The organism is Psychromonas sp. MME2 (assembly GCF_040566515.1).
GTDB lineage: Bacteria > Pseudomonadota > Gammaproteobacteria > Enterobacterales > Psychromonadaceae > Psychromonas.
In genome coordinates, this window is the sequence record NZ_JBEWXI010000015.1 from 20,371 (window position 1) to 46,431 (window position 26,061).

17 protein-coding genes and 3 pseudogenes are annotated in these 26,061 nt (G+C 38.6%); 17 read left to right on the forward strand and 3 right to left on the reverse strand.

Annotated features, from left to right (window positions below):
* The first annotated feature begins 91 nt into the window (after nucleotides 1–91).
* The 15 genes and pseudogenes from recC to AB1A03_RS15540 all read left to right on the forward strand — a co-directional run bounded on the left by recC (nucleotide 92) and on the right by AB1A03_RS15540 (nucleotide 20,369).
* Nucleotides 92–3,559, forward strand: a complete 3,468-nt coding sequence (gene recC / locus AB1A03_RS15470; RefSeq protein ID WP_354625513.1) for an exodeoxyribonuclease V subunit gamma — start codon at nucleotides 92–94, stop codon at nucleotides 3,557–3,559.
* Nucleotides 3,556–6,126, forward strand: coding sequence for an exodeoxyribonuclease V subunit beta (gene recB / locus AB1A03_RS15475; protein ID WP_354625514.1), 2,571 nt, complete (start codon nucleotides 3,556–3,558; stop codon nucleotides 6,124–6,126). The genes recC and recB overlap by 4 nt, the downstream gene beginning before the upstream one ends.
* Before the next feature lie 92 nt (nucleotides 6,127–6,218).
* Nucleotides 6,219–7,166 (forward strand): PD-(D/E)XK nuclease family protein, encoded by a 948-nt coding sequence (locus AB1A03_RS15480; protein WP_354625515.1) that lies wholly within the window; start codon nucleotides 6,219–6,221, stop codon nucleotides 7,164–7,166.
* On the forward strand, nucleotides 7,160–9,223 hold the full coding sequence (recD, locus tag AB1A03_RS15485) for an exodeoxyribonuclease V subunit alpha (protein ID WP_354625516.1): 2,064 nt from the start codon (nucleotides 7,160–7,162) through the stop codon (nucleotides 9,221–9,223). Before AB1A03_RS15480 ends, recD begins: the two co-directional genes overlap by 7 nt.
* An 80-nt stretch (nucleotides 9,224–9,303) precedes the next feature.
* Nucleotides 9,304–10,137 carry a hypothetical protein gene (locus AB1A03_RS15490; protein ID WP_354625517.1) on the forward strand — a complete coding sequence of 278 codons (834 nt, stop codon included), beginning with the start codon at nucleotides 9,304–9,306 and terminating at the stop codon, nucleotides 10,135–10,137.
* On the forward strand, nucleotides 10,128–10,508 hold the full coding sequence (locus tag AB1A03_RS15495; RefSeq protein ID WP_354625518.1) for a GGDEF domain-containing protein: 381 nt from the start codon (nucleotides 10,128–10,130) through the stop codon (nucleotides 10,506–10,508). The genes AB1A03_RS15490 and AB1A03_RS15495 overlap by 10 nt, the downstream gene beginning before the upstream one ends.
* 32 nt (nucleotides 10,509–10,540) lie before the next feature.
* Nucleotides 10,541–11,011: a Cys-tRNA(Pro) deacylase gene (gene ybaK / locus AB1A03_RS15500; RefSeq protein ID WP_354625519.1), complete on the forward strand. Its 471-nt coding sequence runs from the start codon at nucleotides 10,541–10,543 to the stop codon at nucleotides 11,009–11,011.
* Nucleotides 11,012–11,106: 95 nt separating this feature from the next.
* Nucleotides 11,107–11,484 (forward strand): MarC family protein, encoded by a 378-nt coding sequence (locus tag AB1A03_RS15505; protein ID WP_354625520.1) that lies wholly within the window; start codon nucleotides 11,107–11,109, stop codon nucleotides 11,482–11,484.
* Nucleotides 11,484–11,708 (forward strand): MarC family protein, encoded by a 225-nt coding sequence (locus AB1A03_RS15510; protein ID WP_354625521.1) that lies wholly within the window; start codon nucleotides 11,484–11,486, stop codon nucleotides 11,706–11,708. The genes AB1A03_RS15505 and AB1A03_RS15510 overlap by 1 nt, the downstream gene beginning before the upstream one ends.
* Before the next feature lie 391 nt (nucleotides 11,709–12,099).
* The gene (gene tig / locus AB1A03_RS15515) at nucleotides 12,100–13,407 is read left to right on the forward strand and encodes a trigger factor (RefSeq protein ID WP_354625522.1); all 1,308 of its coding nucleotides are present in this window, start codon (nucleotides 12,100–12,102) and stop codon (nucleotides 13,405–13,407) included.
* A 109-nt stretch (nucleotides 13,408–13,516) separates the two neighbouring features.
* Complete coding sequence (clpP, locus tag AB1A03_RS15520; RefSeq protein WP_354625523.1) at nucleotides 13,517–14,143, forward strand: ATP-dependent Clp endopeptidase proteolytic subunit ClpP; 627 nt, start codon at nucleotides 13,517–13,519, stop codon at nucleotides 14,141–14,143.
* A gap of 15 nt (nucleotides 14,144–14,158) precedes the next feature.
* Nucleotides 14,159–15,453, forward strand: a pseudogene (gene clpX / locus AB1A03_RS15525) (ATP-dependent protease ATP-binding subunit ClpX).
* Between the two features lie 152 nt (nucleotides 15,454–15,605).
* Nucleotides 15,606–17,964 (forward strand): annotated as a pseudogene (lon, locus tag AB1A03_RS15530) (endopeptidase La).
* A gap of 157 nt (nucleotides 17,965–18,121) precedes the next feature.
* Nucleotides 18,122–18,397 (forward strand): HU family DNA-binding protein, encoded by a 276-nt coding sequence (locus AB1A03_RS15535; protein WP_354625524.1) that lies wholly within the window; start codon nucleotides 18,122–18,124, stop codon nucleotides 18,395–18,397.
* A gap of 79 nt (nucleotides 18,398–18,476) precedes the next feature.
* On the forward strand, nucleotides 18,477–20,369 hold the full coding sequence (locus AB1A03_RS15540; protein ID WP_354625525.1) for a SurA N-terminal domain-containing protein: 1,893 nt from the start codon (nucleotides 18,477–18,479) through the stop codon (nucleotides 20,367–20,369).
* Nucleotides 20,370–20,486: 117 nt separating this feature from the next.
* Here AB1A03_RS15540 and AB1A03_RS15545 read toward each other — a convergent pair whose 3' ends face one another.
* Nucleotides 20,487–21,635: a methyltransferase gene (locus AB1A03_RS15545; protein WP_354625526.1), complete on the reverse strand. Its 1,149-nt coding sequence runs from the start codon at nucleotides 21,633–21,635 to the stop codon at nucleotides 20,487–20,489.
* Nucleotides 21,636–21,875: 240 nt separating this feature from the next.
* On the opposite strand from AB1A03_RS15545, the gene dinB reads away from it, so the two are divergent.
* Nucleotides 21,876–22,949 carry a DNA polymerase IV gene (gene dinB / locus AB1A03_RS15550; protein ID WP_354625527.1) on the forward strand — a complete coding sequence of 358 codons (1,074 nt, stop codon included), beginning with the start codon at nucleotides 21,876–21,878 and terminating at the stop codon, nucleotides 22,947–22,949.
* A 52-nt stretch (nucleotides 22,950–23,001) separates the two neighbouring features.
* On the forward strand, nucleotides 23,002–23,769 hold the full coding sequence (locus tag AB1A03_RS15555; RefSeq protein ID WP_354625528.1) for an SDR family NAD(P)-dependent oxidoreductase: 768 nt from the start codon (nucleotides 23,002–23,004) through the stop codon (nucleotides 23,767–23,769).
* A gap of 38 nt (nucleotides 23,770–23,807) precedes the next feature.
* Here AB1A03_RS15555 and AB1A03_RS15560 read toward each other — a convergent pair whose 3' ends face one another.
* Nucleotides 23,808–24,407, reverse strand: a complete 600-nt coding sequence (locus AB1A03_RS15560) for a MarC family protein (protein ID WP_354625529.1) — start codon at nucleotides 24,405–24,407, stop codon at nucleotides 23,808–23,810.
* Nucleotides 24,408–24,432: 25 nt separating this feature from the next.
* Nucleotides 24,433–25,732: pseudogene (locus AB1A03_RS15565) on the reverse strand (YjiH family protein).
* Between the last annotated feature and the right edge of the window lie 329 nt (nucleotides 25,733–26,061).

The following is a 26,061-nucleotide window of genomic DNA, read 5'->3' on the forward strand; positions in this document are numbered from 1 at the left end:
GACACCTCGTTTTTGTTACTGATTTTACTATTTAGATTGCTATCCTCTATGAGTATACTAATACCACACACTAACCATAAGGTAGCTGCTTGTGTTTCAAGTTTATCATTCTAATCGATTGGATTTATTAAAGGATCTGCTCGTTGCGTTGATGCAGCAGGCACCATTGCAAGACCCCTTGGGCAATGAAACAATTTTGGTGCAAAGCCCTGGAATGGCGCAGTGGTTACAGCTGCAAATTGCGCAAAAAATGGGGATTGCCGCTAATTTCGATTTTCCACTGCCAGCAAGTTTTATCTGGCAGCAGTTTAAAGCCGTGTTGCCCGAAGTTCCAGAGAACAGTCCCTTTAATAAAATGTCTATGACTTGGCAAATTATGCAGCTATTGCCAGATTGTTTAGATGATCCCGATTTTTCGCCTTTACTGCATTACCTTGAAGACGACACACAGCTACGCAAACGCTTTCAACTGAGCCAGAAAATAGCCGACATTTTTGACCAATATTTAGTCTATCGTCCACAGTGGATAGAAGCATGGGAAAACGCATCTGAGCAACAGTTTAGTGGTTGGTCTGTGGAAAGTGATAACGCTGTGCCACGGTGGGTGGGAGAACAACTTTGGCAGGCTAAATTGTGGAAAAAGTTAGCGCAACGTATTGAGCAGGCTTTTATTCATCAAGGTAAGGCTTATCATCGCGCCGGGCTTTATAAAGATTTTTTAACTCAGTTAGAAGAGCAAAAATCATTGCCCCATCTGCCTAAACGGATTTTTGTGTTTGGTATTTCTGCACTGCCTGATTCCTATTTGCAAGCATTACTGGGACTGGCAAAACATTGTGATGTGCATTTTTTATTAACTAATCCCTGTCGTTACTATTGGGCTGATATTGTAGATCCTAAATTATTAGGTAAACGCTTCGCGCAAAGTCGTCCGAAATTAACCGTTGCACAGGGCAATCTAAAAAGCTTGCCTGATTCTAGTTGGCAAAAGGATAGCAGCCACTTGCAGTGGGCGATGAGTGGTGATCCAGAAAATGAAGTGGGTAACCCTTTGCTTGCATCGATGGGCAAAATGGGACGTGATTTTTTATATCAACTCTACTCCCTAGAGCAGCAGGAGATCGATGCTTTTGTCGATATTGAAAGAGATTCTCTACTGCATTGCATTCAAGCTGATATTTTGGCGTTACAGGACAGTAGTCGCGCTTTAGATAGCGATGTGTCACAACGACAAGTTGTCCGCAGTGATGATCAATCTCTGACCATTCATATTGCCCACAGCATGATGCGCGAAGTGGAAATTTTACATGATAATTTATTGGCGATGTTTAGCGCTGACAAGCAGCTAACGGGTAAAGATATTATTGTTATGATGCCAAATATTGACCTCTATGCACCCTATATCCAAGCTGTTTTCGCCAGTGTAGAACACAATCGTTATATCCCTTTTACTATTTCCGATGTCAGTGCGCAGCAAGAAAACCCTATTTTAGTTAGCTTTTTACAGTTATTAAATCTTAATCAAAGTCGTTATACACGTGAGGATATTTTTGCATTATTAGAAGTGCCGACTATTTTACAACGTTTTAAAATAACGCAAGATGAATTTATCTTGTTACAAAAGTGGGTCAATGACAGTGGTATCCGCTGGGGACTGGATGAAAAAAGTGCCAGCCAATGGCAATTGCCAGAGTTACCACAAAATAGTTGGATGTTTGGTTTAAAACGTATGTTGCTTGGCTATGCGATGAGTGATGATATGTTTGCTGAAATATCTCCCTTTGATGAAATTCAGGGGTTACAGGGCGATCTGCTAGGCCGTTTTATCGACTTTATCGATGCATTGATGGCGTTACAAACGGGCTTGTTGCAATCTCACGATGTTGGCCAGTGGCAAACTTTTGTATATCAATTAATTGAGACTTTTTATCTTGAAGATGAAGAGAACAGTGAGCTGTTGTCACTTATCCGTGAGCAGATGGATAATCTATTAATTCACACACAACAGGCCGATTTTTCGCAGCCATTATCATTATTTGTATTAATTGATTACCTGCAGAACAATCTTGCGGCTCAGTCTAATAGCAAGCGCTTTTTAACTGGACAGGTTAACTTTTGCACCTTGATGCCGATGCGTTCTATTCCCTTTAAAGTAGTTTGCTTATTGGGCATGAATGACGGTCAATATCCACGTAATATCGTCCCAATGGGATTTGATTTGATGGCAGGTCATCGTTATAGGGGGGATCGTTCCCGTCGTGAAGAAGATCGCTACCTATTTTTAGAAGCGTTACTGTCTGCGCGAGATAAGCTCTATATCAGTTATATTGGTCGTGATATTAATGATAATAGTGAACAGATGCCATCGGTCTTGCTTTCTGAATTATGCAATTATTGTCAGCAAAGTTATCTGTTAGCCGAAAATGTTAATGATAGTTGTGTCGTTGCAGAGCAAGCATTACGTGCTTTCATCGAGCACCGTTATCCCATGCAGAGTTATAGTGACCGTTATTATCAAGATGGATTAACCACCTATAACCAGAATTGGTGGCAAGCAGCTTCACTGGCACAAACACTTGCAATAGAAACAACCGATAGTGATTTGTCGTCGACCTTATTACCGCTGGATGAACCGCTAATCGATATTCAATTAAGTCAGTTACAGCAGTTTTTTAGACACCCTTGTAAGGCATTTTATAATCAGCGTCTCGATGTCTATTTTGAAATTGACGAGAGCGAACAGGATAATGATGAGCCATTTGAATTAAATCACTTGCAGCAATATCAACTTAAAAAATTACAGTTTAATTGTGCCTTAGAGGGGCGCTCTTTAGAGGAGCTATTTGTTGAAATTAAAGCAACGGGGGAGTTACCTATTGCTGAATTTGCTCCCTTGGTTTTCAACAAAGATTTGCAGAGTATGGTCGACCTTGCTGACCTCATCGCTAGTTATTTTATCGGTGAAATTGAGACCATCAACGTCGACATTCGTTTTGCACAGAAACGTTTGTTGGGTGAACTAAATGACCATTGTGAGAATGGCTTAGTACGGGTTAAAACTGGCAATGTTAAAGGTAAAGATATTTTAGCACTGTGGATTGATCACCTCTGTTACTGTATCGCCCATAGTCAAAATCTTAACTCTAGTCTATTTGGGCAAGAGAGTGGTATCTATTTTGAGGAGGTTACTTCTGATTATGCTTATCAAAAATTAAACGATCTGATCGCGATATATGAAACAGGTTTACAGCAACCATTACCCTTCTTTGTACAAAGTGCCTTTGCTTGGAGTTGTGTCGTACATTCATTACAACCTGATTGTTTTATTCTCGATGATGTTAGCTTTGCAACTAAGGAAGCCGCACAGCAGGCAGCACGGGAAATTTTCGCGAATACTCGTGGTTTTGCCGAGGGTGATGATCCCTATATCCAACGTTGCTTTGATAATTTAGAGGATCATTGGTTGGAGTTTGAAAGAGTAGCGATGCTGCTATTTAAGCCTATTATGGTTAACATCAGCACCATTGAATATGATCAATGGCAGGAGCAAGTACAATGAGTGAATTGACGATTACCCCATTAAATGCGCTTACTTTTCCGCTGTATGGACAACGTTTGATTGAAGCTTCTGCAGGGACTGGGAAAACCTATACCATCGCCAGTTTATTTATCCGCTTATTGCTCGGGCATGGCCAAGAGAACAGTCATCAAAGCCCTTTGACTGTTGATAAAATATTAGTGGTGACCTTTACCGATGCTGCAACGGCTGAGTTACGTTCGCGTATTAGAGAGCGTATTGTCGAGGTGCGTTTAGCGTTTTTACAGGGCAGTAGTGACGATCCATTCATTCAAACATTGATTGCAGAGAGTGAAGAGTTGCAGGTGGCGATCCGTCTCTTACGTTTTGCTGAATTACAGATGGATGAAGCGGCTATTTACACTATTCATGGTTTCTGCCAACGCATGTTGATGCAAAATGCCTTTGAATCGGGATCTCTTTTTGAGCAAAATCTATTAGAAGACGATAGCGCGCTATTGACGCAAGCCTGTAATGACTTTTGGCGTAGCCATTTTTATGATCTATCAACGCCGTTAAGTATGCTTATTTACAGCTATTGGAAAAATCCTTCAGAATTAAAAGCACAATTAATGCCTTTTTTAGCACGTCAAGATGTGCAGTTTATACCGCATATTAGCAATTTTGATTTTAGAAGGAAGTATCTTGAAGGGCTGACTGCAATTGCAATGCTAAAAAATGCTTGGCTAGAAAATGTAGAGGATCTATTTGATATTATTGACCATTCCGATGTCTCCAAGCGTAGCTATACCAAGAAAAATTTACCCGCATGGATAAATGAAGTGAGCGATTGGGCAGAGCAATCGAGTGAAACGTTAACCTTACCTAAAAACTTACATCGATTTTCCCAGAAAACCCTTGATGAAAAAACGCCCAAAGGAGCTGTGCCTAAACACGCCGTCTTTACGCAAATAGAAGCGTTGCTTGAGGTTGACCTCTCCTTACAAAATACCTTACTGATCAAAGCGACATATTGGGTGCGAGACCATCTGCAAAAAAGTAAACGTGCGCAAAGTTTACTTGGCTTTGATGATCTACTAACACGCTTAGATGAGGCGTTACAACGATCCGCTAATGGACATCTGGCAAAACATATTAAGACGACCTATCCGGTAGCCTTGATTGATGAATTCCAAGATACCGACCCCGTACAGTACCGTATTTTCCAAACGATTTATCAACCAGAGAGTGATCAAGAGACGGCCGATAAAAGTGCGGGATTATTTATGATCGGCGATCCTAAGCAGGCGATTTACAGTTTTCGTGGTGCCGATATTTTCACCTACATGCAGGCAAGAAAAAATGTGACTGCGCACTATAGCCTCGATTATAACTATCGCTCCACAGCGGAGATGATTCATGCGGTCAATGCGTTTTTTGAATTTTCACCTTCGCCATTTATTTATAATGATGATATTCCCTTTGTCGCGGTTAAAGCGCCGAACAAAGCACGGACAACATTACATATTAATAATGACGATGATTTTGCGCAAACAGCGATCCAGTTTTTGCATCTTGTTGGTGGCGAAAATACGCAAGGTTTTAAAGACTCTATAACGATTGCCTGTGTTAATGAAATAAAAAAAATCCTGCTGTTAGCACAACGTGGTGAAGCCTACTTAGAGGATGCCAATGGGCAAAAAAGACCATTACGTGCCAATGACATCGCGATTTTAGTGCGTACGGGGAAAGAAGCCGCACAGATCCGCAAAGCCTTGATTGATGAAAATATTAACAGTGTCTATTTGTCGCTCAAAGAGAGTGTTTATGCAACGCCCTTAGCGGCGGATCTATTACGTATTTTACAGGCCTGTTTACAACCCGAAAATGAACGTCTTTTACGCAGTGCTATTGCTTGTAAATTATTCGCGCTTAACCTTGTGCAAATTCATCAATTGCAACGTAATAGTCAATTATGGGAAGAGAAGATCACACAGTTTATCGCCTATCGAGATAGTTGGAACAAAGTCGGGGTATTGGCGATGTTGCACAAACTTTTTCATGAGCAGGGGATCACTGCCCATTTACTTTCTACTGCTGGTGGCGAGAGAGAGTTGACGGATCTTCTACACCTTGCTGAATTATTACAAAAAAACAGTGTTGAATATGATGGTCATTTTGCTTTACTACGCTGGTATGGCCAACAGATTAATCGGGCTAATGGGGCGCAAAGTGAGCAAAAGCAACGCCTTGAAAGTGAAAAGGACCTACTGCAAGTAAGCACCTTGCATAAATCTAAAGGATTGGAATACAACATTGTGTTTATGCCTTATGTGGGGTTACAGCCAAGCAGTGGTGAATGTCTTTACCATGATCCCGAACAGCACGGGCAACTCTTTTATGATCTCAATAGCAGTCATGCGCACATGGTATTAACGGATAAAGAGCAATTAGCAGAGCAGCTGAGGTTATTGTACGTGGGATTAACGCGCAGTGTTTATCGCTGCTATCTCGGCATTGCCAATTATAAAAAGGGCAACGCTAAAAATAGCCCACTGACAAAAAGTGCTTTGGGTTATATCTGTCTGCAGGGGGCGAAGAAATCTTAGCGGGGGATACCGATAAGTTACAAGCACTACTCGATGATTTAACGCGAACTTCCGATCATATTGCGACTCGTCCAGCGCCGAGTGCAGAAGAGGTGAGTTATCAACAACAACAGCCATCGACTCATTTACAGCAGCCGCCTATTTTTAAAGGTAACATCGAAAGAAATTTTTACATTAGTAGTTATTCGGCATTATCACGCCAACACAGCACGGTTGCGCAGGATGTGCAGAGTGCAACTGGGGAGTCTGTTGCGGTGATGGACCCCATCAAAAGCCCGTTTACCTTTCCGAGGGGGGCAAAACACGGTAGTTTTTTACATTATCTATTTGAGTTAATAAATTTTCAGGAAAGCGATAGTAGCCATTTGCATGCTGTTATTGATGAACAATTACAACTACATCTGTATAATCACGCTGAATTATGGACGCCTATTCTAACCACTTGGTTTGAACAAATTCTGCACCAGGAGTTACTCCCTGTACAGGGGCTGACATTGAGTCAGTTAAGTGCGCCGCAAATCAAAGTTGAGATGCAGTTTTTCATAAACATGCAATTATTGCATGCGCGAGATGTGAATAAAATTATCCAACATTTTGATCCACTTTCAGCTCGTGCCGGTGATTTACAATTTGCTAGCGTGCAAGGCTTTATTAAAGGTTTTATAGATCTAACCTTTGAGTTTCAAGGGAAATATTATCTGCTCGATTATAAATCTAATCACCTTGGTGATACTTTGCAGTGCTATAGCCAAGAGGCTATGGAGCTGGCTATGATAGAGCACCGTTATGATTTCCAGTATCAATTATATACTTTGGCATTACATCGTCTGCTGAGGTCGCGCTTACCAAATTATGATTACGAAACACATATTGGTGGTGTTTTTTATACCTTTATTCGTGGTATGCAGGGCGATAATCACTATGGCGTCTATTTCAATAAACCCAGTTTTGCCTTGATTGATGGGCTAGATAAATTATTTTCGGGGCAGACATTGCCAGCTCTAATAGAGCCAACCTTGTCATCGGAGTCACTATGTTAAGCGTACTAAAACAATGGAAAGAACTAGGGTTGTTACGTGCTATTGATTACCACTTTGGCAAATTCATTCATGATATAGGTGGAGATAACCTCACCACCTTATGTGCCACTTTATGTAGTGACCATTTAGGGCTCGGTCATATCTGTTTGCCACTAGATATGGTTGTGCAACGGGTAAATGAAAAGTGTTTAAGTAGTGATATCAACCTACAACAATTTTGTCAGGATCATAATATTGAATCTCTGCTGCATAACGACCAAGAAATGCACGCATTGTTGATGGAATCCCCCTGTATTGGTGATGCGGCTCCCTTGCAGTTACAATTTAATGCCTTGTATTTAGCCCGTTATGCTCAATTTGAACAGTTAATTGTAGATAAATTTTTGTATCAACCAAAAATTGTTTTACACGGCGATATAAAAACGTATTTAGACGCTTTGTTTAACATTAATTACGCTTATCTTTGGCAAGCATGGTGTGCAGATAAGAGCCAATCAATCGCTCGGTTATGTGAAACTTATTTAGATATATTGCCGGACAATATTTTAGATTGGACAAAGATAGAAGCCGTTTTTACAGAAGCGAAGGGCTGTGATGATTTACAGGCACTGGATAAACTCATTGCTGATACTGATCGCTGTGATTGGCAAAAGGTGAGTGCAGCGTTAGCATTAACCTCCGCCCGTTGCGTTATCTCTGGCGGCCCCGGGACGGGCAAAACGACGACGGTGACGAAGTTATTGGCGTTGTTATTACAAGTACAACCGCAAATGGTCATAAAAATGGTTGCACCAACGGGAAAAGCTTCGGCGCGATTAACTGAGTCGATTTGCCATGCTGTCGATGACCTTGATATTGATGAAAAGATCAAAGCATTGATTCCTCGTGAAGCAACCACTATCCATCGCCTATTAGGTGTGCAAGCTAATAGCAACCATTTTCGCCATAACAGTAGTAAAAAATTGCATCTAGATTTATTGCTGGTGGATGAAGCTTCGATGGTTGATTTACCTCTGATGGCTAAGCTATTAATGGCACTTCCCGACCATGCGCGTTTAATTTTATTAGGCGATAAAGATCAATTAGCTTCGGTTGAAGCGGGGGCTGTTTTAGGTGATATTTGTTCTTTTATCGAGTCAGGCTATAGCAATGAAAAAGCGCAGCAACTTGCGCAGTTAACGGGGTTTAGCACATTACAAACGCAAACTCAAAGCGTTGCTAATATGGCAGATAATCTCTGTTTATTACGTAAAAGTTATCGCTTTGATCAATTTTCTGGCATAGGATATTTAGCCAAAGCGATAAATTCAGGGCGTGTAACTAACAAACAGATATCATCGCTCTGTCATGAATATGCAGATCTTAGCTATTTCCCCAATAATGAATTAAGTTTTGCACAATTAGATGAATTTATTGTGGCGGGTTATCGCCCTTATTTATCCCAATTAGTCGCGATAGGGGAGGCAAATCGAGAGACCGCCAAGACGTTGTTGCACGCTTTTAATCAATTTAAAATTTTGTGTGCCACGCGACAAGGAGAATGGGCTGTTGAAGGTCTTAATAAACGTTGTGAACGGGTATTAATGAAAGCAGGTCTAATAACCTTACCCGTTAATGCAGGTAGCAGTAGTCGAACTGCTTGGTATCATGGACGTCCAATTATGATCACACAAAACAATTATCATTTAGGTCTATTTAATGGTGATATCGGCCTATGTTTAATGGACGATAAACAGCAGTTACGTGTCTATTTTCAGATGAGTGATGGCACGGTTGCTGATTTTCAAACCAGTCGCTTACCGAGTTTAGAAACTGTTTTTGCGATGACGGTACATAAAAGTCAAGGGTCAGAATTTGCACATACACTGTTGGTGTTGCCAGAGACTCATCTTCCTGTTGTTACGCGAGAGCTTATCTATACAGGGGTAACGCGCGCTAAAAAAAGGCTCACACTATTTGCTGATTTAGCATTGCTGGCGAATGCGGTTAAAGATAAAACTCAGCGTTCAAGTCGACTCGTGTCGCGCTTACAAATGTTTGAAAATGATAATTATTAACAATATAAATATGATTTGGGACTACAATATAATAAATAGTAGCTAGCACTGTTATCCTTTTCAGCCCCTATGGAGCGCTAATGAATTTAGATGTTCAAACGCTTTTTATTGCTAACCTTTCTACCTCATTCATTGTCGCTATTTTAATGATAGTGATTTGGAGAACGCAGGAGTATTGTTCTAGCTTAGGTTGGATCTCGTTAAGTTTTATCTGTTTGATTAGTAGTGATTTACTTATTTCATTTGACGACTATTTCCCTTCATTTATTTCAGCCGTTATTGCCAATACTATTTATCTCCTCTGGATAATTTTTTTATGGCAGGGCGTACGTGACTTTCAAGGGTTAGCATTCCCCCTTAAATCAGTTGTACTCTCTCTCGCCGTTTTCATTATTCTATTTAGTTATTATCGCTACATAAAATTTGATGCGAACATGCAAATTGTAGTATTTTCTGGATTTGTTCTTGTCTATTCCATATTGACAATGGCCGTATTATTAAAACCCATTCATAGTAAGTGGCCTGCAACCGAGTATAAATTTACCCTTTGTATTGTGCTGTCGTTTGCAGTAGTGACCCTGTTGCGTATATCGAATGCAGTTATTGATAAAATTAGCCATGAATGGATTAATCGCGATGTGATACAGCAAATATCCATATTAAGTTATGGTCTATATAGTGTCGCCTTTGCGTTAGGTTTTTTGTGGATATTGCAACGACATTTAGCTAAGCAAATAAAAATGCGTGAAGAGGCCTTAAAGGCTGCTTATCTGTTAACCGATAAATTGCGAGAAGAAGCGGAAAGAGCCGCATTACATGATCCCTTAACCTTAGCGGGTAATCGCCGTAAGTTTATTATAAATGCGGATATGGAGCGGAACGTCATCTTCGTCATCAACATCCATTGTGCCTAGCGTTTATCGATATCGATCGTTTTAAAAAAATAAATGACAAATATGGGCATGATTTAGGTGATAAATTTTTAAAGTCATTGGTTGTCCATTTTAATGATATTCTTCGTAATATGGATATGGTCTATCGTTGGGGGGGGGAAGAATTTATTATTTTATTACCTGAAACCAGCTTGGATAGGGCGCTGGTTGTATGCGAACGTATTCGTGAGGACGTAGAAAAAAATATGGTCGTTGAGCAACATCGCATTACTATTAGTCTTGGCGTCACTCAATTAAGAGCTGCTGAAAGTATTCAAACTATGGTGCAACGTGCTGATGGTTTATTATATAAGGCGAAACAGAGCGGTAGAAATCGCATTATCGGTGAGTAATTATATCCCCTATTTTAATTTTTGAGACCCATATGACTCCTGCAATAGATTATCTTAAAAAGCAACAAATCGACTTTCAAGTACATCAATATGAACACGATAAGAATGGTGAAAGTTATGGATTAGAAGCCGTACAAAAACTACATTTAGATGCGCGGCAAGTCTTCAAAACTTTAGTGGTCTGCTTAGATAATCATCAATTGGTCGTTGCTATCATTCCGGTGGCAAAAAAATTAAGTATGAAATTAATAGCGAAACATTTTATGGTTAAAAAAGCGATGATGGCAGATAAAAACGATGTACTTCGATCGACGGGATATGTATTAGGTGGTGTTAGCCCTTTTGCGCAAAAAAAAAGGATCGTAACGGTGTTAGATGATAGTGCCTTAAATTTTCCTTCAATTTATGTTAGCGCCGGTAAACGAGGCGTTGAAATCGAATTGGCCGCATCGAAACTGCAACAGTTATTAAACGCAAAGTGTGAAGGTATTACCTTGCCATAACAGCAAATCTAAATAAATTGTTTTTATTTTTTCGGTGCCTATTTTTATATGTTAGCATCGCCCCCATCTTGATTGCACTTATTATAGGATTTTTCATGGATCAATTTTTCACTTTATATCTAAAACTCTTTTTTATGATGACTCCCTTCTTTGTGATGTCTGTGTTTTTGACAATGAGTAAAAATCTTAACAAAATTGAAAAGAAAAATGTTGTTTTTAAATCGTCGGTTGCCGTTATCATTACCGGATTAATATTTTTATTATTTGGTAAATATATTTTTAGTATGTTTGGTATTACACTAGAGGCCTTTAAGATTGGTGCCGGTACCGTATTGTTTTTAAGTGCTTTGGATATGATCCGTGGCAATGATGGTGATGATGTGGCGTCTAATAACACCAAAAGAGGCAGCGACTTTGCGATTGTCCCCTTGGCGATACCGAGCACTATCGGCCCCGGGATGATGGGGTATTGATGGTTATTGGTGCCGAATTACAAGGCATTTACGATATTCTTGTCGTTGTCGTGGCATTGCTTGCCGCTGTCTTTTCTCTTGCGGGGGTTTTGCTCGTATCCAATAGATTACAAGATTTAATGGGTAAGCAAGGTTTAGAAATTTTACCTAAAATAACGGGATTATTTGTTTCCGCGATTGGCGCGCAAATCGTTTTTTCTGGTATAAAAGGTTTTTTGTTTTAACTGAATAACGGCATCATTAAATTAAAAATGCGTTTAACAATGCATAAATTTAGCCTTCTAGCCCATTCCTATATTTGCTTAGTAGTCACCACAAAAGGGTAATAAATAGTGTTTATAAGGGCTAAAATGTCAACTAAATATATAAAATGAAAGGTGGGAACAGTGAAACTGTGCCCAAGAATACACATTTGCCTTGGTGTAAAACTCGACTAACCCGTAAACAGTGTTTATAATAGCGCGTCTTAAAATTCATCAATCAAATAAACTTTAAGTAGTCAAACAGCGAGCCATCTGAAATAATTCATCATTGCTCTTGAAATTTCTTTATTAATCCCAATTAATAAAGTCTTAAGATAACTTAAAAATTAACGTAAAAGATAAAGGAAATAAAATGCAAGTTTCTGTTGAGTCAACACAAGGTCTAGAGCGCACGCTAACTATTACTGTTGCTGCTGACGTATTTGAAAAAGAATATGATGGCCGAATCCGTCATTTATCAAAAACACAACGTGTTGATGGTTTCCGTCCAGGTAAAGTTCCTGCATCTGTTATTGCTAAACGTTTTGGCCCGGCAATTGAGCATGAAGTTGCTGGTGACGTGATGCAACGTAATTTCTTTGAAGCGGTAGTTGCGGAAAAATTAAATCCAGCTGGTGCCCCTAAAGTTGCGCCAAAAGCACGTAAAAAAGGTGAAGAATTTGTATTTACTGCAACTTTTGAGGTTTACCCTGAAGTTGAGTTAAAAGCATTAGAAGAGTTATCTATCGAAAAAGTGACTGCAGAAGTAACTGACGCTGATCTTGATAAAATGATTGAAACTTTACGTAAACAACATGCAACTTGGAGTGTTGTTGAACGTGAAGCCGCTGATAATGATCAAGTAAGTATTGATTTCGAAGGTTCAATTGATGGCGAACTTTTCGAAGGTGGTAAAGCTGAAGGTTTCCAAATTGTACTTGGTAGTAAACGCATGATCCCTGGTTTTGAAGATGGAATCGTTGGTAAAAAAACGGGTGAAGAGTTTATTATCGATGTTAACTTCCCAGAAGAATACCATGCAGAAAACCTTAAAGGTAAAGCAGCACAATTTTCTATTAAATTAAATAAAGTTGAAGAGCAGGTGTTACCTGAAATTACAGCTGAATTTGTGCAAAAATTTGGTGTTGAAAATGGTGAAATTGATAGCCTGAAAAGCGATGTTAAAAAGAACATGGTTCGTGAATTAGAGCAATCTCTTAAAAATGAAGTAAAAAATGCGGTATTAGAAGCGCTTGTTGAAGCGAATGAGATTGAAGTACCTAAAGCATTAGTTGAAGGTGAAGTGAACGTACTACGCAAGCAAGCTATGGAGCGTTACGGTCAGCAAATGGATCCTAAAAACATGCCTGAGTTACCTGCTGAACTGTTTACTGCGCAAGCAGAAAAACGTGTTAAAGTAGGCCTATTACTAGGTGAACTTATCAAGGTTAATGATTTAAAAGTTGATCAAGATAAAGTAACAGTGTTAATTGAATCTGCTGCATCAGCTTACGAAAACCCAGCTGAAGTTGTTGAATACTATAAAAACAATAAAGAGATGATGCAAAATATTGAAAATGTTGCATTGGAAGAGCAAGCTGTTGATTTTGTAGTAGAAAAAGCTAAAGTAACAGAAGTGAACAAATCGTTCGACGAAGTTATGAATAAAACAGTTGCTTAATAGCCTGCTGTCTATTTTATGTAGTGTTTGATTTCAATGGCTCGTGTGATCTCACTCGGGCCATTTTCGTCTTTAGTGTATCAATATTAAAAATTTATTAGGATAGAAAATGTCAAATCCATTTGCTGTAAACACGAATCCAATTAGTAACGCGCTTATTCCAATGGTTGTGGAACAAACGGCAAAAGGCGAGCGATTCTACGACGACATTTACTCACGATTATTAAAAGAACGAGTGATTTTTTTAACTGGCCAAGTAGAAGATTACATGGCTAACCTTATCACTGCACAGCTTCTTTTTTTAGAATCAGAAAGCCCTGAAAAAGATATTTATATCTATATTAATTCACCGGGCGGTTCAATCAGTGCTGGGATGGCCATTTATGATACAATGCAATTTATTAAACCTGAAGTAAGTACTGTTTGTATGGGCATGGCAGCTAGCATGGGCGCATTTTTACTAGCAAGTGGTGCACCTGGTAAACGTCACTGTTTACCGAATGCAAAAGTGATGATTCATCAACCATTAGGTGGCTTTCAGGGGCAAGCTTCTGATTTCGAAATACATGCGAAAGAGATCCTTGCAACTAAACAGCGCATGAACGAATTGTTAGCGTTCCACACAGGGAAAGATATTGACATCATAGCGCGAGATACCGATAGAGATAACTTTATGCGTGCCAATGAAGCCGTTGAGTATGGTATTGTTGATTCTGTTTTGTCTAAGCGTGCATAGTAAGGAGAACTAAAAATGTCAGATAAGTACGGCAGTAAGGGCGATAGTAATAGCCTACTTTATTGTTCTTTTTGCGGAAAAAGCCAACATGAAGTAAAAAAATTAATTGCAGGTCCTTCGGTCTATATTTGTAATGAGTGTGTCGATCTGTGTGATGATATTATCAAAGAAGAAATTGCCGACATCAGCAATACAGCTCAAGCTAATATCAGCGATAAAAAATTACCGACGCCACATGAAATTCGCGCCAATTTAGATGATTATGTGATTGGTCAAGATACCGCTAAAAAAGTATTATCTGTGGCGGTTTATAATCACTATAAACGACTTAAACATGGTGATGTGACGAACGGTGTTGAATTAAGTAAAAGTAATATTCTTTTAATTGGTCCAACGGGAAGTGGCAAAACATTACTAGCGGAAACGATGGCGCGTTTGTTAGATGTGCCATTTACGATGGCTGATGCAACCACCCTAACGGAAGCAGGTTATGTTGGGGAAGATGTTGAAAACATTATTCAAAAGCTTTTGCAAAAATGTGATTACGATCCAGTTAAAGCACAACGCGGTATTATTTATATCGATGAAATTGATAAAATAACGCGCAAATCAGAAAACCCTTCAATTACACGTGATGTATCAGGTGAGGGGGTACAGCAAGCTTTATTAAAATTAATTGAAGGTACCGTTGCTTCTATTCCGCCACAGGGGGGACGTAAACATCCTAACCAAGAATTTATTCAGGTTGATACATCAAAAATATTATTTATTTGTGGTGGTGCGTTTCAGGCCTAGACAAAATTATTGAACAACGTGTAGATACTGGCGCTGGCATTGGTTTTGGTGCAACAGTAAAAGATAAAAACAGTCAGGCTACATTGAGTGATACTTTCCGAAAAGTTGAACCACAGGATTTAACGAAATATGGTTTAATTCCTGAGTTTATTGGCCGCTTACCTGTTGTTGCTACCTTAACTGAGTTAGATGAGAGTGCGCTTGTTGAAATATTAACCGCGCCTAAAAATGCGATTACTAAACAGTACGCCGCACTATTTGAGCTGGAAAATGTTGAGCTTGAATTTAGAGAGGACGCTTTAATTGCAATGGCTAAAAAAGCGATGAAGCGGAAAACTGGGGCACGTGGATTGCGTTCAATCGTTGAATCGGTACTACTCGACACAATGTATGACTTACCATCCCTTGATAATGTCAGTAAAGTGGTTGTTGATGAAAATGTTATTAAAGGCGAATCTCAGCCGATAATGATCTATAGTGATGATCAAATTCAACGTATTTCGTCTGATAAATAAGCAGTCAAACGCATAATCATCATTAAAGGGAGCAAATTGCTCCCTTTTTTCATTTACTATCTTGAAATTTTTCATACAATCCCCAGTATTAGCTATAACGCTATTTAAACTGACCTGCCATATAAAAAACAAAAGCAGGCATTGGGGATATTATGAAAACAGAATCAGAACTGCAATTAACCCTGCCAGTCCTACCATTACGAGACGTAGTGGTTTATCCACATATGGTCATTCCACTTTTTGTTGGTAGAAAAAAATCGATTAGTTGTTTAGAAGCTGCGATGGAGCAGGGAAAAAAGGTCTTACTCGTTGCACAAACGGAAGCTTCATTAGACGATCCTCAAATAGGAGATCTACATAGTGTTGGTACGGTTGCCAATATACTGCAGTTATTAAAATTACCTGATGGTACTGTAAAGGTATTAGTTGAAGGCGTACAACGTGCTCAATTAACTAAAAATATTGAAAATAATGAATACTTTTTTGCCGAAGTAAGTTTGTTAGAAAGTGAACCTGTGGATGAAAAAGAGGAAGAAGCTTTATTACGAACTGTACTTGGTCAGTTTGAATCCTATATTAAATTAAATAAAAAAATACCACCGGAAGTATTAGCATCGGTTAATGGAATAGATGAAGCTGAGCGCTTAGCTGATACCATTGCAGCTCATATGCCATTAAATCTTGAAGATAAACAGACCGCTTTAGAGATCACCTCTATTACCGAACGTTTTGAATTTTTAATGGCGATGATGGAAAATGAGGAAGACATCCTTAAAGTAGAGCAACGCATCCGTACCCGTGTTAAAAAACAGATGGAGCGTAGTCAGCGAGATTATTACCTAAACGAGCAGATGAAAGCTATCCAAAAGGAGTTAGGTGAATCTGAAGATGGTCAAAATGATTATGATCAACTCGCGGAAAAAATAGAAAAAGCGGGCATGTCTAGCGAAGCCTATGAAAAAGCCGTTTCTGAACTTAAAAAATTGAAGATGATGTCACCGATGTCTTCAGAGGCGAGTGTCATTCGTACCTACATCGAAAGCCTTGTTAATGTGCCGTGGAAAAAACGTACCGCCGTTAAAAAGGATATTGCTAAAGCGCAGGAAATACTTGATGCTGACCATTATGGGTTAGATAAAGTTAAAGAGCGTATTTTAGAGTATTTAGCGGTACAAACACGTATTAATAAATTAAAAGGGCCTATCTTATGTTTAGTTGGTCCTCCTGGTGTTGGTAAAACTTCATTAGGTCAGTCTATTGCTCGTTCTACGGGACGTAAGTATATCAGGATGGCTTTGGGTGGGGTTCGAGATGAAGCGGAAATACGCGGTCATCGTCGTACTTATATTGGCTCTTTACCGGGTAAAATCATTCAAAAAATGAGTAAAGTGGGGGTTAGAAACCCACTATTCTTATTGGATGAAATTGATAAAATGGCTTCCGATATGCGTGGTGATCCTGCCTCGGCACTATTAGAAGTTCTCGATCCCGGAGCAAAATAATAGTTTTAATGACCATTATCTTGAAGTGGATTACGATTTATCCGATGTTATGTTCGTTGCCACTTCAAATTCAATGAATATTCCAGGTCCATTATTGGACCGTATGGAAGTCATTCGTTTATCTGGCTATACCGAAGATGAAAAATTGAATATTGCCAAGCAGCATTTAATTAGCAAACAGGTTAAACGCAACGGCTTAAATGAGAAGGAAATAAATATCGATGATAGCGCCATAATTGGCATTGTCCGTTATTATACGCGAGAGGCTGGGGTTCGTGGTTTAGAGCGTGAAATTTCAAAAATTTGCCGTAAAGTTGTTAAACAAATATTGTTAGATAAAAAACTTAAAAAGGTCGATGTGACCATTGATAATTTAAAAGATTTCTTAGGTGTTTATCGCCATGATTTCGGCAAAGCTGAATCAGACAATCAAGTTGGGCAAGTAACCGGCCTTGCTTGGACTGAGGTCGGCGGAGAATTATTATCTATCGAGGCAACGTCTGTTCCTGGGAAAGGTAAATTAACTTATACTGGATCCCTAGGTGATGTCATGAAGGAGTCTATTCAGGCTGCAATGACGGTTGTTCGTGCTAAGGCGGAACAATGGCGCATCAATTCTGATTTTCATGAAAAACGTGATATTCATGTGCATGTACCTGAAGGGGCAACGCCAAAAGATGGTCCAAGTGCAGGCGCTGCGATGTGCACGGTATTAATATCTAGTTTAACGGGGATTCCTGTTCGTGCTGATGTGGCAATGACGGGAGAAATAACATTACGTGGTGAAGTTTTACCTATTGGCGGGTTAAAAGAGAAGTTATTAGCTGCACGTAGAGGGGGCATTAAAACGGTATTAATTCCCTTTGAAAATACCCGTGACCTTGAAGATATTCCTGATAATATTAAAAACCAATTGGAAATTATACCTGTTCGTTGGATTGATGAAGTATTAGAGGTTGCCTTGCAGGATAGTTTAAAAGGTTTTTCCGTGGAAAATATTGAAAAATAGCTCATAAGCTACATAAAATGGGGGCTTCAGTACAAATTTTTATAAATTTACTTGCACCGATTTAAATAGCAACGTAGCCTAACGTCTTGGATGTTTAAGCGTGTTTATCACTCATTTCTGGATAAACAACAAAATTATAATAATGGGGATATAAAAAATGAACAAAGGACAACTAATTGATAATATCGCTGAAAGTGCAGATATATCTAAAGCAGCTGCTGGTCGTGCACTTGACGCCTTTATTGAAAGTGTAACAACTGCATTAGTTGAAGGTGATAATGTTTCACTGATCGGTTTTGGTGCTTTTTCTGTTAAAGAAAGAGCTGCTCGTACTGGCCGTAATCCACAAACTGGTGGCGATATTCAAATTGCAGCAGCTAAAGTACCAGCATTCAAAGCGGGTAAATCATTAAAAGATGCGATCAACGTTTAATTTGTTGTTTGTTGAATAATGAATGAAGCGCGTCATTTGATGCGCTTTTTTGTTTGAAATTTCTCAGAGAAGAATTGTTATGTTAGATAAATTGCGCGAAGGTTCACAGGGGATTGCGGCTAAAGTTATTTTAAGCGTTATCATCTTGTCTTTTGCTTTAGCAGGTATAAGTGGATATTTAGGCGGCAGCAGTGCTACGACTGCCGTTATTGTTAATGATCAAGAAATTAGCCAAGCAAGTGTGGAAAAAGCTTATCAAAATGAACGTCAGCGTTTGCAGCAACAATATGGTGAACAATTCGATATTCTTGCCGCCAATCCTAATTTTGCTCAGCAACTTAAAGCTCAAGCAACTCAAACGTTAATTTCTGAAGCGTTAATAGCGCAGGCTATTAAGGAAATGGGCTTACGTGTCGGTGATGAGCAAATTAAAAATGCCATTCGTGAAATGGCTGAATTTCAAGTTGATGGTAAATTTGATAATGAACAATACTTATCTGTGTTGCGTCGTGTCAATTATACCCCGGCACAATTTAGTGAAAGTATGAAACAAGATTTAACTCGTCGTCAATTATTACAAATGTTGGTTGATAGTGAATTTGTTCTACCTACAGAAGTTTCGTTGGTGCAACAACTACAATCTCAGCAACGTATTGCTAATGTGTTGACCGTTAAGTCTGATGAATTTGTCAAAGATAATATAATCAATGCAGATAAAATAGACGCTTATTACCAAAATAATCGACAACTTTTTCAATATCCAGAACAAGTCAGTGTTGATTACGTGCTGTTAGATGGTGACCAATTAACCTCTCAGGTAAGCGTTAATCAAGCGGATATAGAAAATTACTATGATAATCATCAATCCGATTATAAACGTAGCGAACGTCGTAAAGTGGCACATATTTTAGTGCAAGGCGATAACGATCAAGCAAAACAAAAAGCACAAGCCATATTAATGGATATTAATAATGGCAGTGATTTTGCCTTACTTGCGCGTGAAAAGTCAGAGGATACTTTATCAGCTAAAAATAATGGTGAATTAGACTGGTTCGAAGGTGGGGTGATGGATCCCGCTTTTGACAAAGCGGCTTTTGCATTGACAGTTGATGCGCCTGTATCGGGACTTGTTAAATCTCAATATGGTTACCACATCATTAAATTGTTAGATATTCAACCAGGTAAAACTTTACCCTTGAATGAAGTGCAGGCGCAAGTTAAAAAGGCGCTATTAAAAGATAAAGCGAATGAGCTTTATTTTGAAATGCACCAGCAACTTAGCGAAGTTTCATTTGAATCACCTGATGATTTAACTGATTCAGCTAACGCCATTAATGGTGAAGTCGTTCATACTGAACTATTTAGTGCTGAAGAAGCTCCTCAAGCTCTCGTAAATAAAGCGGTTTTGCAAAAAATATTTGATGCTGATTTCCGTGCTGAAGGGGTGAACTCTGAAGTAATCGAGTTAGGTGATAATAAATCAATAGTTGTACGAATTAACAATTATAAGCCCGCTTCTACAAAACCGTTAACTGAAGTGACTGATGTTATTACGACACAACTTAAAGCTGAGCAAGCAAGTGCAGATGCAATGGCGTTTACTAAGTCGATTGTCGTGAAATTAAATGCCAATGAATCTATTGCAGAGCAATTGAGTGATAAAAATCTTAACTTTGTCAATGATGTTAATTTTACTCGTTATAGTCGTGATTATGATTATCAAGTGATTGAAAAATTATTTAAGATGCCTAAGCCAGTAGATGAAAATGTAATGCGTGATTGGGTTAAAACGACTTCAGGTGATTATATCGTTGTTGAATTACTCTCTGTCATTGAACAGCCCACGGATAATAGCCCAATGGCTGCGCAAATTAATGAAATATTGCAACGTTCGACTTCTGATTCAATTTATCAAGCATTTATTGCTGAATTAATGGAGCAGGCGGAGATTAAATACGCTGTAGCTAATTGATAAGATACCCATTAACGAGGAGAGCTTGTTAATGGGTTTTATAATGGTAATAAAAACGCACATATTAATGTGCGTTTTTTTTTGCTAAATTATTTTAAATGCAGTGCTTCCATGGAATTAAGCCATTTTAACGGCACGTAGAATAACAAACTTCTTATTTTCAGTAACTAACTCACAGTTACCAAAAATACGTTCTAACTTATCTTGATAATCTAAATGGCGATTGCCGACAATAACCAATTCTCCACCTTCTACTAAGCAAAAACGTGCATCGTTAAACATACTCCAAGCAATATGGTCTGTAATTGCCTGTTGTTGATGAAAAGGTGGGTTGCATAGGATAAGGTCGTAACTATTTGCTTTAAAACCTACCAAACCGTTATTTACGACAAAACGCGCTTTCTCAGTTTGTTCTTCAGGTAGATTTTTAAGCATATTGATACGAGCTGAATCGATAGCCATGTAAGATTCATCAATAAAGGTTACCTGTGCATTTGGATAAGCCATTGATGCAGCCATACCAATAATGCCATTACCACAGCCTAAATCAACCACTTTGCTAAAGTCACCGCTAGGGAGGTTATCCATTAAGAAGCGGCCACCTATATCGAGATGATTGCGTGAAAAAACATTGGCATGATTATGTATTTTCCACTGCAGTTTTTCGATTTCCCACGTTATCGCTATCTCTTTTTCTGCTATTTGTTGCGACTCGACCAAGCTAAAAATTAAGCGCGATTTCTTTTTAGCTAAAGAGGTTTTGGTTGTACCTATATACTGGTCAAATAAGGCTAATGTAGAATTATGGATCATATTAACTTTCCCTGCGGCTATCACGAGCGTATCAGGGGTTATCACTTCGCGTAGTTGCTGTAGAAGATATTCAAGGTAAGCTAAGGTTTTGGGAACTTTAATTAAAACAATTTTTACATTATTTGGAATTTTTTGCAGACTATCTTGAATCAAAATATTATTTTCAGGACAGTTATTACGTAACATATTTAGTTTAATTGAACTCAAAGATAAATAGGAATCAGAAATAACGGTGCGTTGAAATTCTTGAAAGTAACAACTCAATGCGCCAAAACCGTCATTAATTAATAATAATTGATCCTCTTCACGGATCTGTTTTGCTAACTCATTTTCATTAAAGTAATTAATGAGGTATTCATCGGCTGAATCCCAAGCTTGTAGTGTTTCTTGTTTATGGCGAGGATGGCGATGTAATACTAGCGTTTGAACCGCAATATTGAGTGTTTCATTCATAGAGTTATGCCTAAGGTGAATGGGTAAGTTATAGCCGACTAGTTTAGCTTGCTTGGGCTATTAAGGTAAGCTATTTCACATTAAAGAGGAAAATAGCGAGCATCGCTATGTTAATTGACGTAACCGTTTTTCATATAAGCGGATAATATCGTTAGCGAATAGGTTAGCAGAAAAGCTTGCATTTTAATAAAAACAGATGAAAATAAGCTGTATGTATAAACAGCTTGATGTGGATGGCATTTGGTAATTAAACAACGCAAAATAATACATATTGATATGGACGCATTTTATGCTTCAGTTGAGATACGTGATAACCCACAATTATCTGATAAACCCGTTGCAGTTGGTGGCAAGTCAGAACGACGTGGCGTTTTATCTACCTGCAATTATATTGCTCGGCAATTTGGTATCCATTCGGCTATGTCGAGCCATCTGGCCTTAAAAAAATGCCCAAACTTAATTATCCTACCGGGTCGTATGGAGGTTTATAAATCGGTTAGTGTTAAGCTGCATGAAATATTTGCACGTTATACCAATATCATCGAACCGTTATCCCTTGATGAAGCTTATTTAGATGTTAGCTATTGTACGCTTTTCAATGGCTCTGCGACGCTTATTGCACAGGATATTCGTTCATGCATTGCTAATGAACTAAATCTAACGGCTTCGGCTGGGGTCGCACCGCTTAAATTCCTTGCTAAAATTGCATCTGATTTATATAAACCAAATGGCCAATACGTTATTCCTCCGAGCAATGTGATTGCTTTTATTGAAGAGATGCCCTTAAGTAAAATCCCCGGGGTAGGCAAAGTGACCTTTGATAAATTAAAAGCTCAGGGATTTGAGCTTGGAAAAGACGTCCGCGCTAGTGATCAATATACCTTGGTCAGTCTGTTTGGCAAGCTGGGCTATTCTCTATGGGATAAATGCCAAGGGATTGATGACCGAGCTGTGCAAACATCACGCATTCGTCGATCTGTTGGTGTAGAAAGAACGTTTGCGCATGACATGACGGATATAGCGAAATTACGTGCTTTTATGCATGAGCATTTGCTACCCGAACTGCAACAACGGGCTGTTAAACATCTTGAAAAACGTGTGATAAGTAAACTTGGCGTGAAAGTTAAATTTAACGATTTTCAGCAAACCACCAAAGAATTGAAATATGACGATTTTAATGCTTCACTCTTTGACACCTTACTTGATCAAGCTATGTTACGTGGGCAAGGGAAGGCGGTACGTTTATTAGGAGTGCATATTGGTTTAGGTGATAATATTGATTGCACAGATCAGTTCCAGTTTACACTTATTTAAATTGTTGTTAATTTTTGATCATTCTTTAATTTAATTCAGGGAATCTTAAAAAATGAAAGATTATGTTTTGATAACTGGTGCGAGTGCGGGCTTAGGTGAGGCGTTTTGTGAACAACTTGCACAGCAAGGTTTTTCGCTGCTATTAGTGGCAAGGCGGGAGCAAAGGTTAATAGAACGACAGCAACAGCTATTACGTAAATACAGCGCGATTGATGTCCATATCTTCCCCTGTGATTTAAGCGATAGTGGTGCTCCTAGTGCCATTTATGACTATTTAGATAGAGAATCACTCAATTTAATTGGTTTAATAAATAATGCCGGTTTTGGGCAACGTGGGCGTTTTTGCCAAACAGAGCTGAGTCTACATTTACAGATAATGCAAGTGAATATGAATGCATTAGTGAGTTTAACCTATTTAGCGATTCCTTTATTAAAACTGCAGCCACAAAGTTTTATTATTAATGTAGCGTCTACGGCTGCCTTTCAGGCAGGTCCAAATGTGGCAATCTATTATGCAAGTAAAGCTTTTGTGTTGTCCTTTACTGAGGCGCTTCACGAGGAGTTGAAAGAAAGTCATATTATGGTCAGTGCATTATGCCCTGGCGCAACAAGAACCGAATTTGCAACAGTCGCTGATTTGTCGGAATCGTTACTGTTCAGATTAAGATCAATGAGTAAAGAGCCCGTAGTTAGCTACTCCCTGGTAAATCGGCACAAAGCAGTGGTCATACCGGGATGGCTAAATAAATTGGGTGCATTATTGGCACAGATACTGCCACGTGGATGGGCGCGAAAAGTTGCTTTTAAATTACAAAAATAATTAACAATATTTGAAATTTAAGGGGGTGTTGCCATTTTTTATTTTAGCGAAAAGTTGATAATACCATCATAGATAAACTGAATAGCGAGCGCGGCTAAAATAACCCCTAGGAAACGTTTTAAAATTTCATCGCCCGTTTTACCTATGATTTTCTTTAAATTTCTTGATAACAACATGAGTACTAAAGTTAATGATAATATAGAAATAATTGCCGCAGTAACGGCAATCACGCCGCTACTTTGAGTACTGTGTGAAAACAGTAAAATAGAAAGGGTTAAGGTTCCTGGTCCTGCAAGCAGTGGAATTGACATTGGAAAAACTGAGATATCCACAGATTTATTAGAGGCACTAAACTCCATCTCCTGAGTTATCATTTTAAATGCGGTATAAAAGAGTAAAAGGCCTCCTGATATCCGTAATGAATTGATGTTAATACCTAATTGCGAGAATAACGTTTCACCATAATTACCAAACAAAACCAATGATGTCGCACTAATTATAACCGCTTTAACCGCCATGACAGTGCGGTGTTTTTTATCACTGTTAGTGGTCAATGAATTAAAAATAAGTGCTGCGCCAATGGGATCTATAATAACGAACAGTGCCGTCAATGCATGTAAATAGATCGTTAAGTCCATAGTTTTTTATTACTCGTTAAAATGTTTAAAATATTAAATGTGCAATACCTGCAATAACAGGTAATGTCACTAGCGTTCTTAAAATAAAGATAATAAATAGTTCAACCATATTCACCGGTATTTTACTGCCTAATAACAAAGCCCCAACTTCACTCATATAGATAAGCTGAGTAACAGACATTGCCGCTATAACAAAACGAGTCATATCAGATTCTATTGTTGAAGCGAGAATTGAGGGGATAAACATATCTGCAAATCCGACAACAATGGTTTGTGATGCGGCGGCTGCTTCTGGAATTTGTAATAATTCGAGTAACGGAATAAATGGATAGCCTAAATATTCAAAAATAGGGGTGTGTTCGGCAATAATAAGTGCAATAGTGCCAATAGCCATCACAACAGGTAAGATACCAAAAAGCATATCGGTGGCATTCTTTAATCCATCTTTAAGTGTTTCCATAAAAGTTGCAGCATTGTCTGCTTTATGTAAAGCGAGCGCAAACCCCCAAGTGAAAACATTGTGACCGTGTGGTGTTAGTTCCTCTTCACCATTGCGTTCACTTTGGTCGATAAACAGAATCTTTTTTCCAACAAAGCGGAGGCAATTTAGGGACTATATAGGCGGCAACAACGCCTGCCCCACAAACACAAAGGTAGAAGGGAATGAACAGGTGTTCTAGTTTTACCTGAGCAATAACGACTAAAGAAAAGGTTATTGATACCGCTGAAAAGGTGGTGCCAATAACAGCTGCTTCTCTTTGCGTATAGTAACGAGCTTCATATTGTTTAGCTGTTAATAAAATACCAACGCTACCATCTCCTAACCAAGAGGCGATACAATCGATGGCACTTCGTCCGGGTAGATTAAAAATTGGGCGCATTACCTTGGTTAGTAGCGTTCCGAATAACTCTAATAGGCCAAAATTGAGTAATAATGGTAATAACATACCTGCTAAAATAAACACACAAAATAAGACGGGAAGTAGATCATTTAAGACAAGTGAACCTGTATCATTAGAATATACTATTTCAGGGCCCACCCCATAAAAAGTGAGTATAGTGAAAATAGCACCGATAATGCGGATTATTAACCACATCGGAGAAACAGAAAATAATCCATTTAAAAAGCGATTATTTTTAATGACAGAGAAAGTATAGGCGCGCTGTAATGTAGTTATTGTCGCTGTAATGATGACAATCGCCAAAATGAGTGCGGTCAAATAATCGGAGAGTAAATTTTGTAGTGACTTCGCACCAATTGCGATCGGGATTGTTATTGCCCCTTGGTAATTAATTGGTGTCATGAACAGTAGCAAACCAATCATTGACGGTATTATAAAAGTTAAAAGGGTACGTAATGTGTGTTTTTTATTTATCGCCTGATTAGGTCTTATTTCGTTTTTCACATTTCACCTTAATAAATCAATCATAGTGGTTACTGTATTTAAGAAGCGCGCAAGGGTACTTGCTTTGTTGCATGAAGTAAATCAGATCGTGCTGGAAAATAAATAATTCTAGTCTATATTGTGCAATTAAATGGATATATCAAGGTTAGTTTATTTGACAGTATATAAATGTAATCTAGGATTAAATAGATAATCGATAATAGGATGTCGGTTTTGTTGCTACTTTTTGTTTAAAAAAGAATGGATTC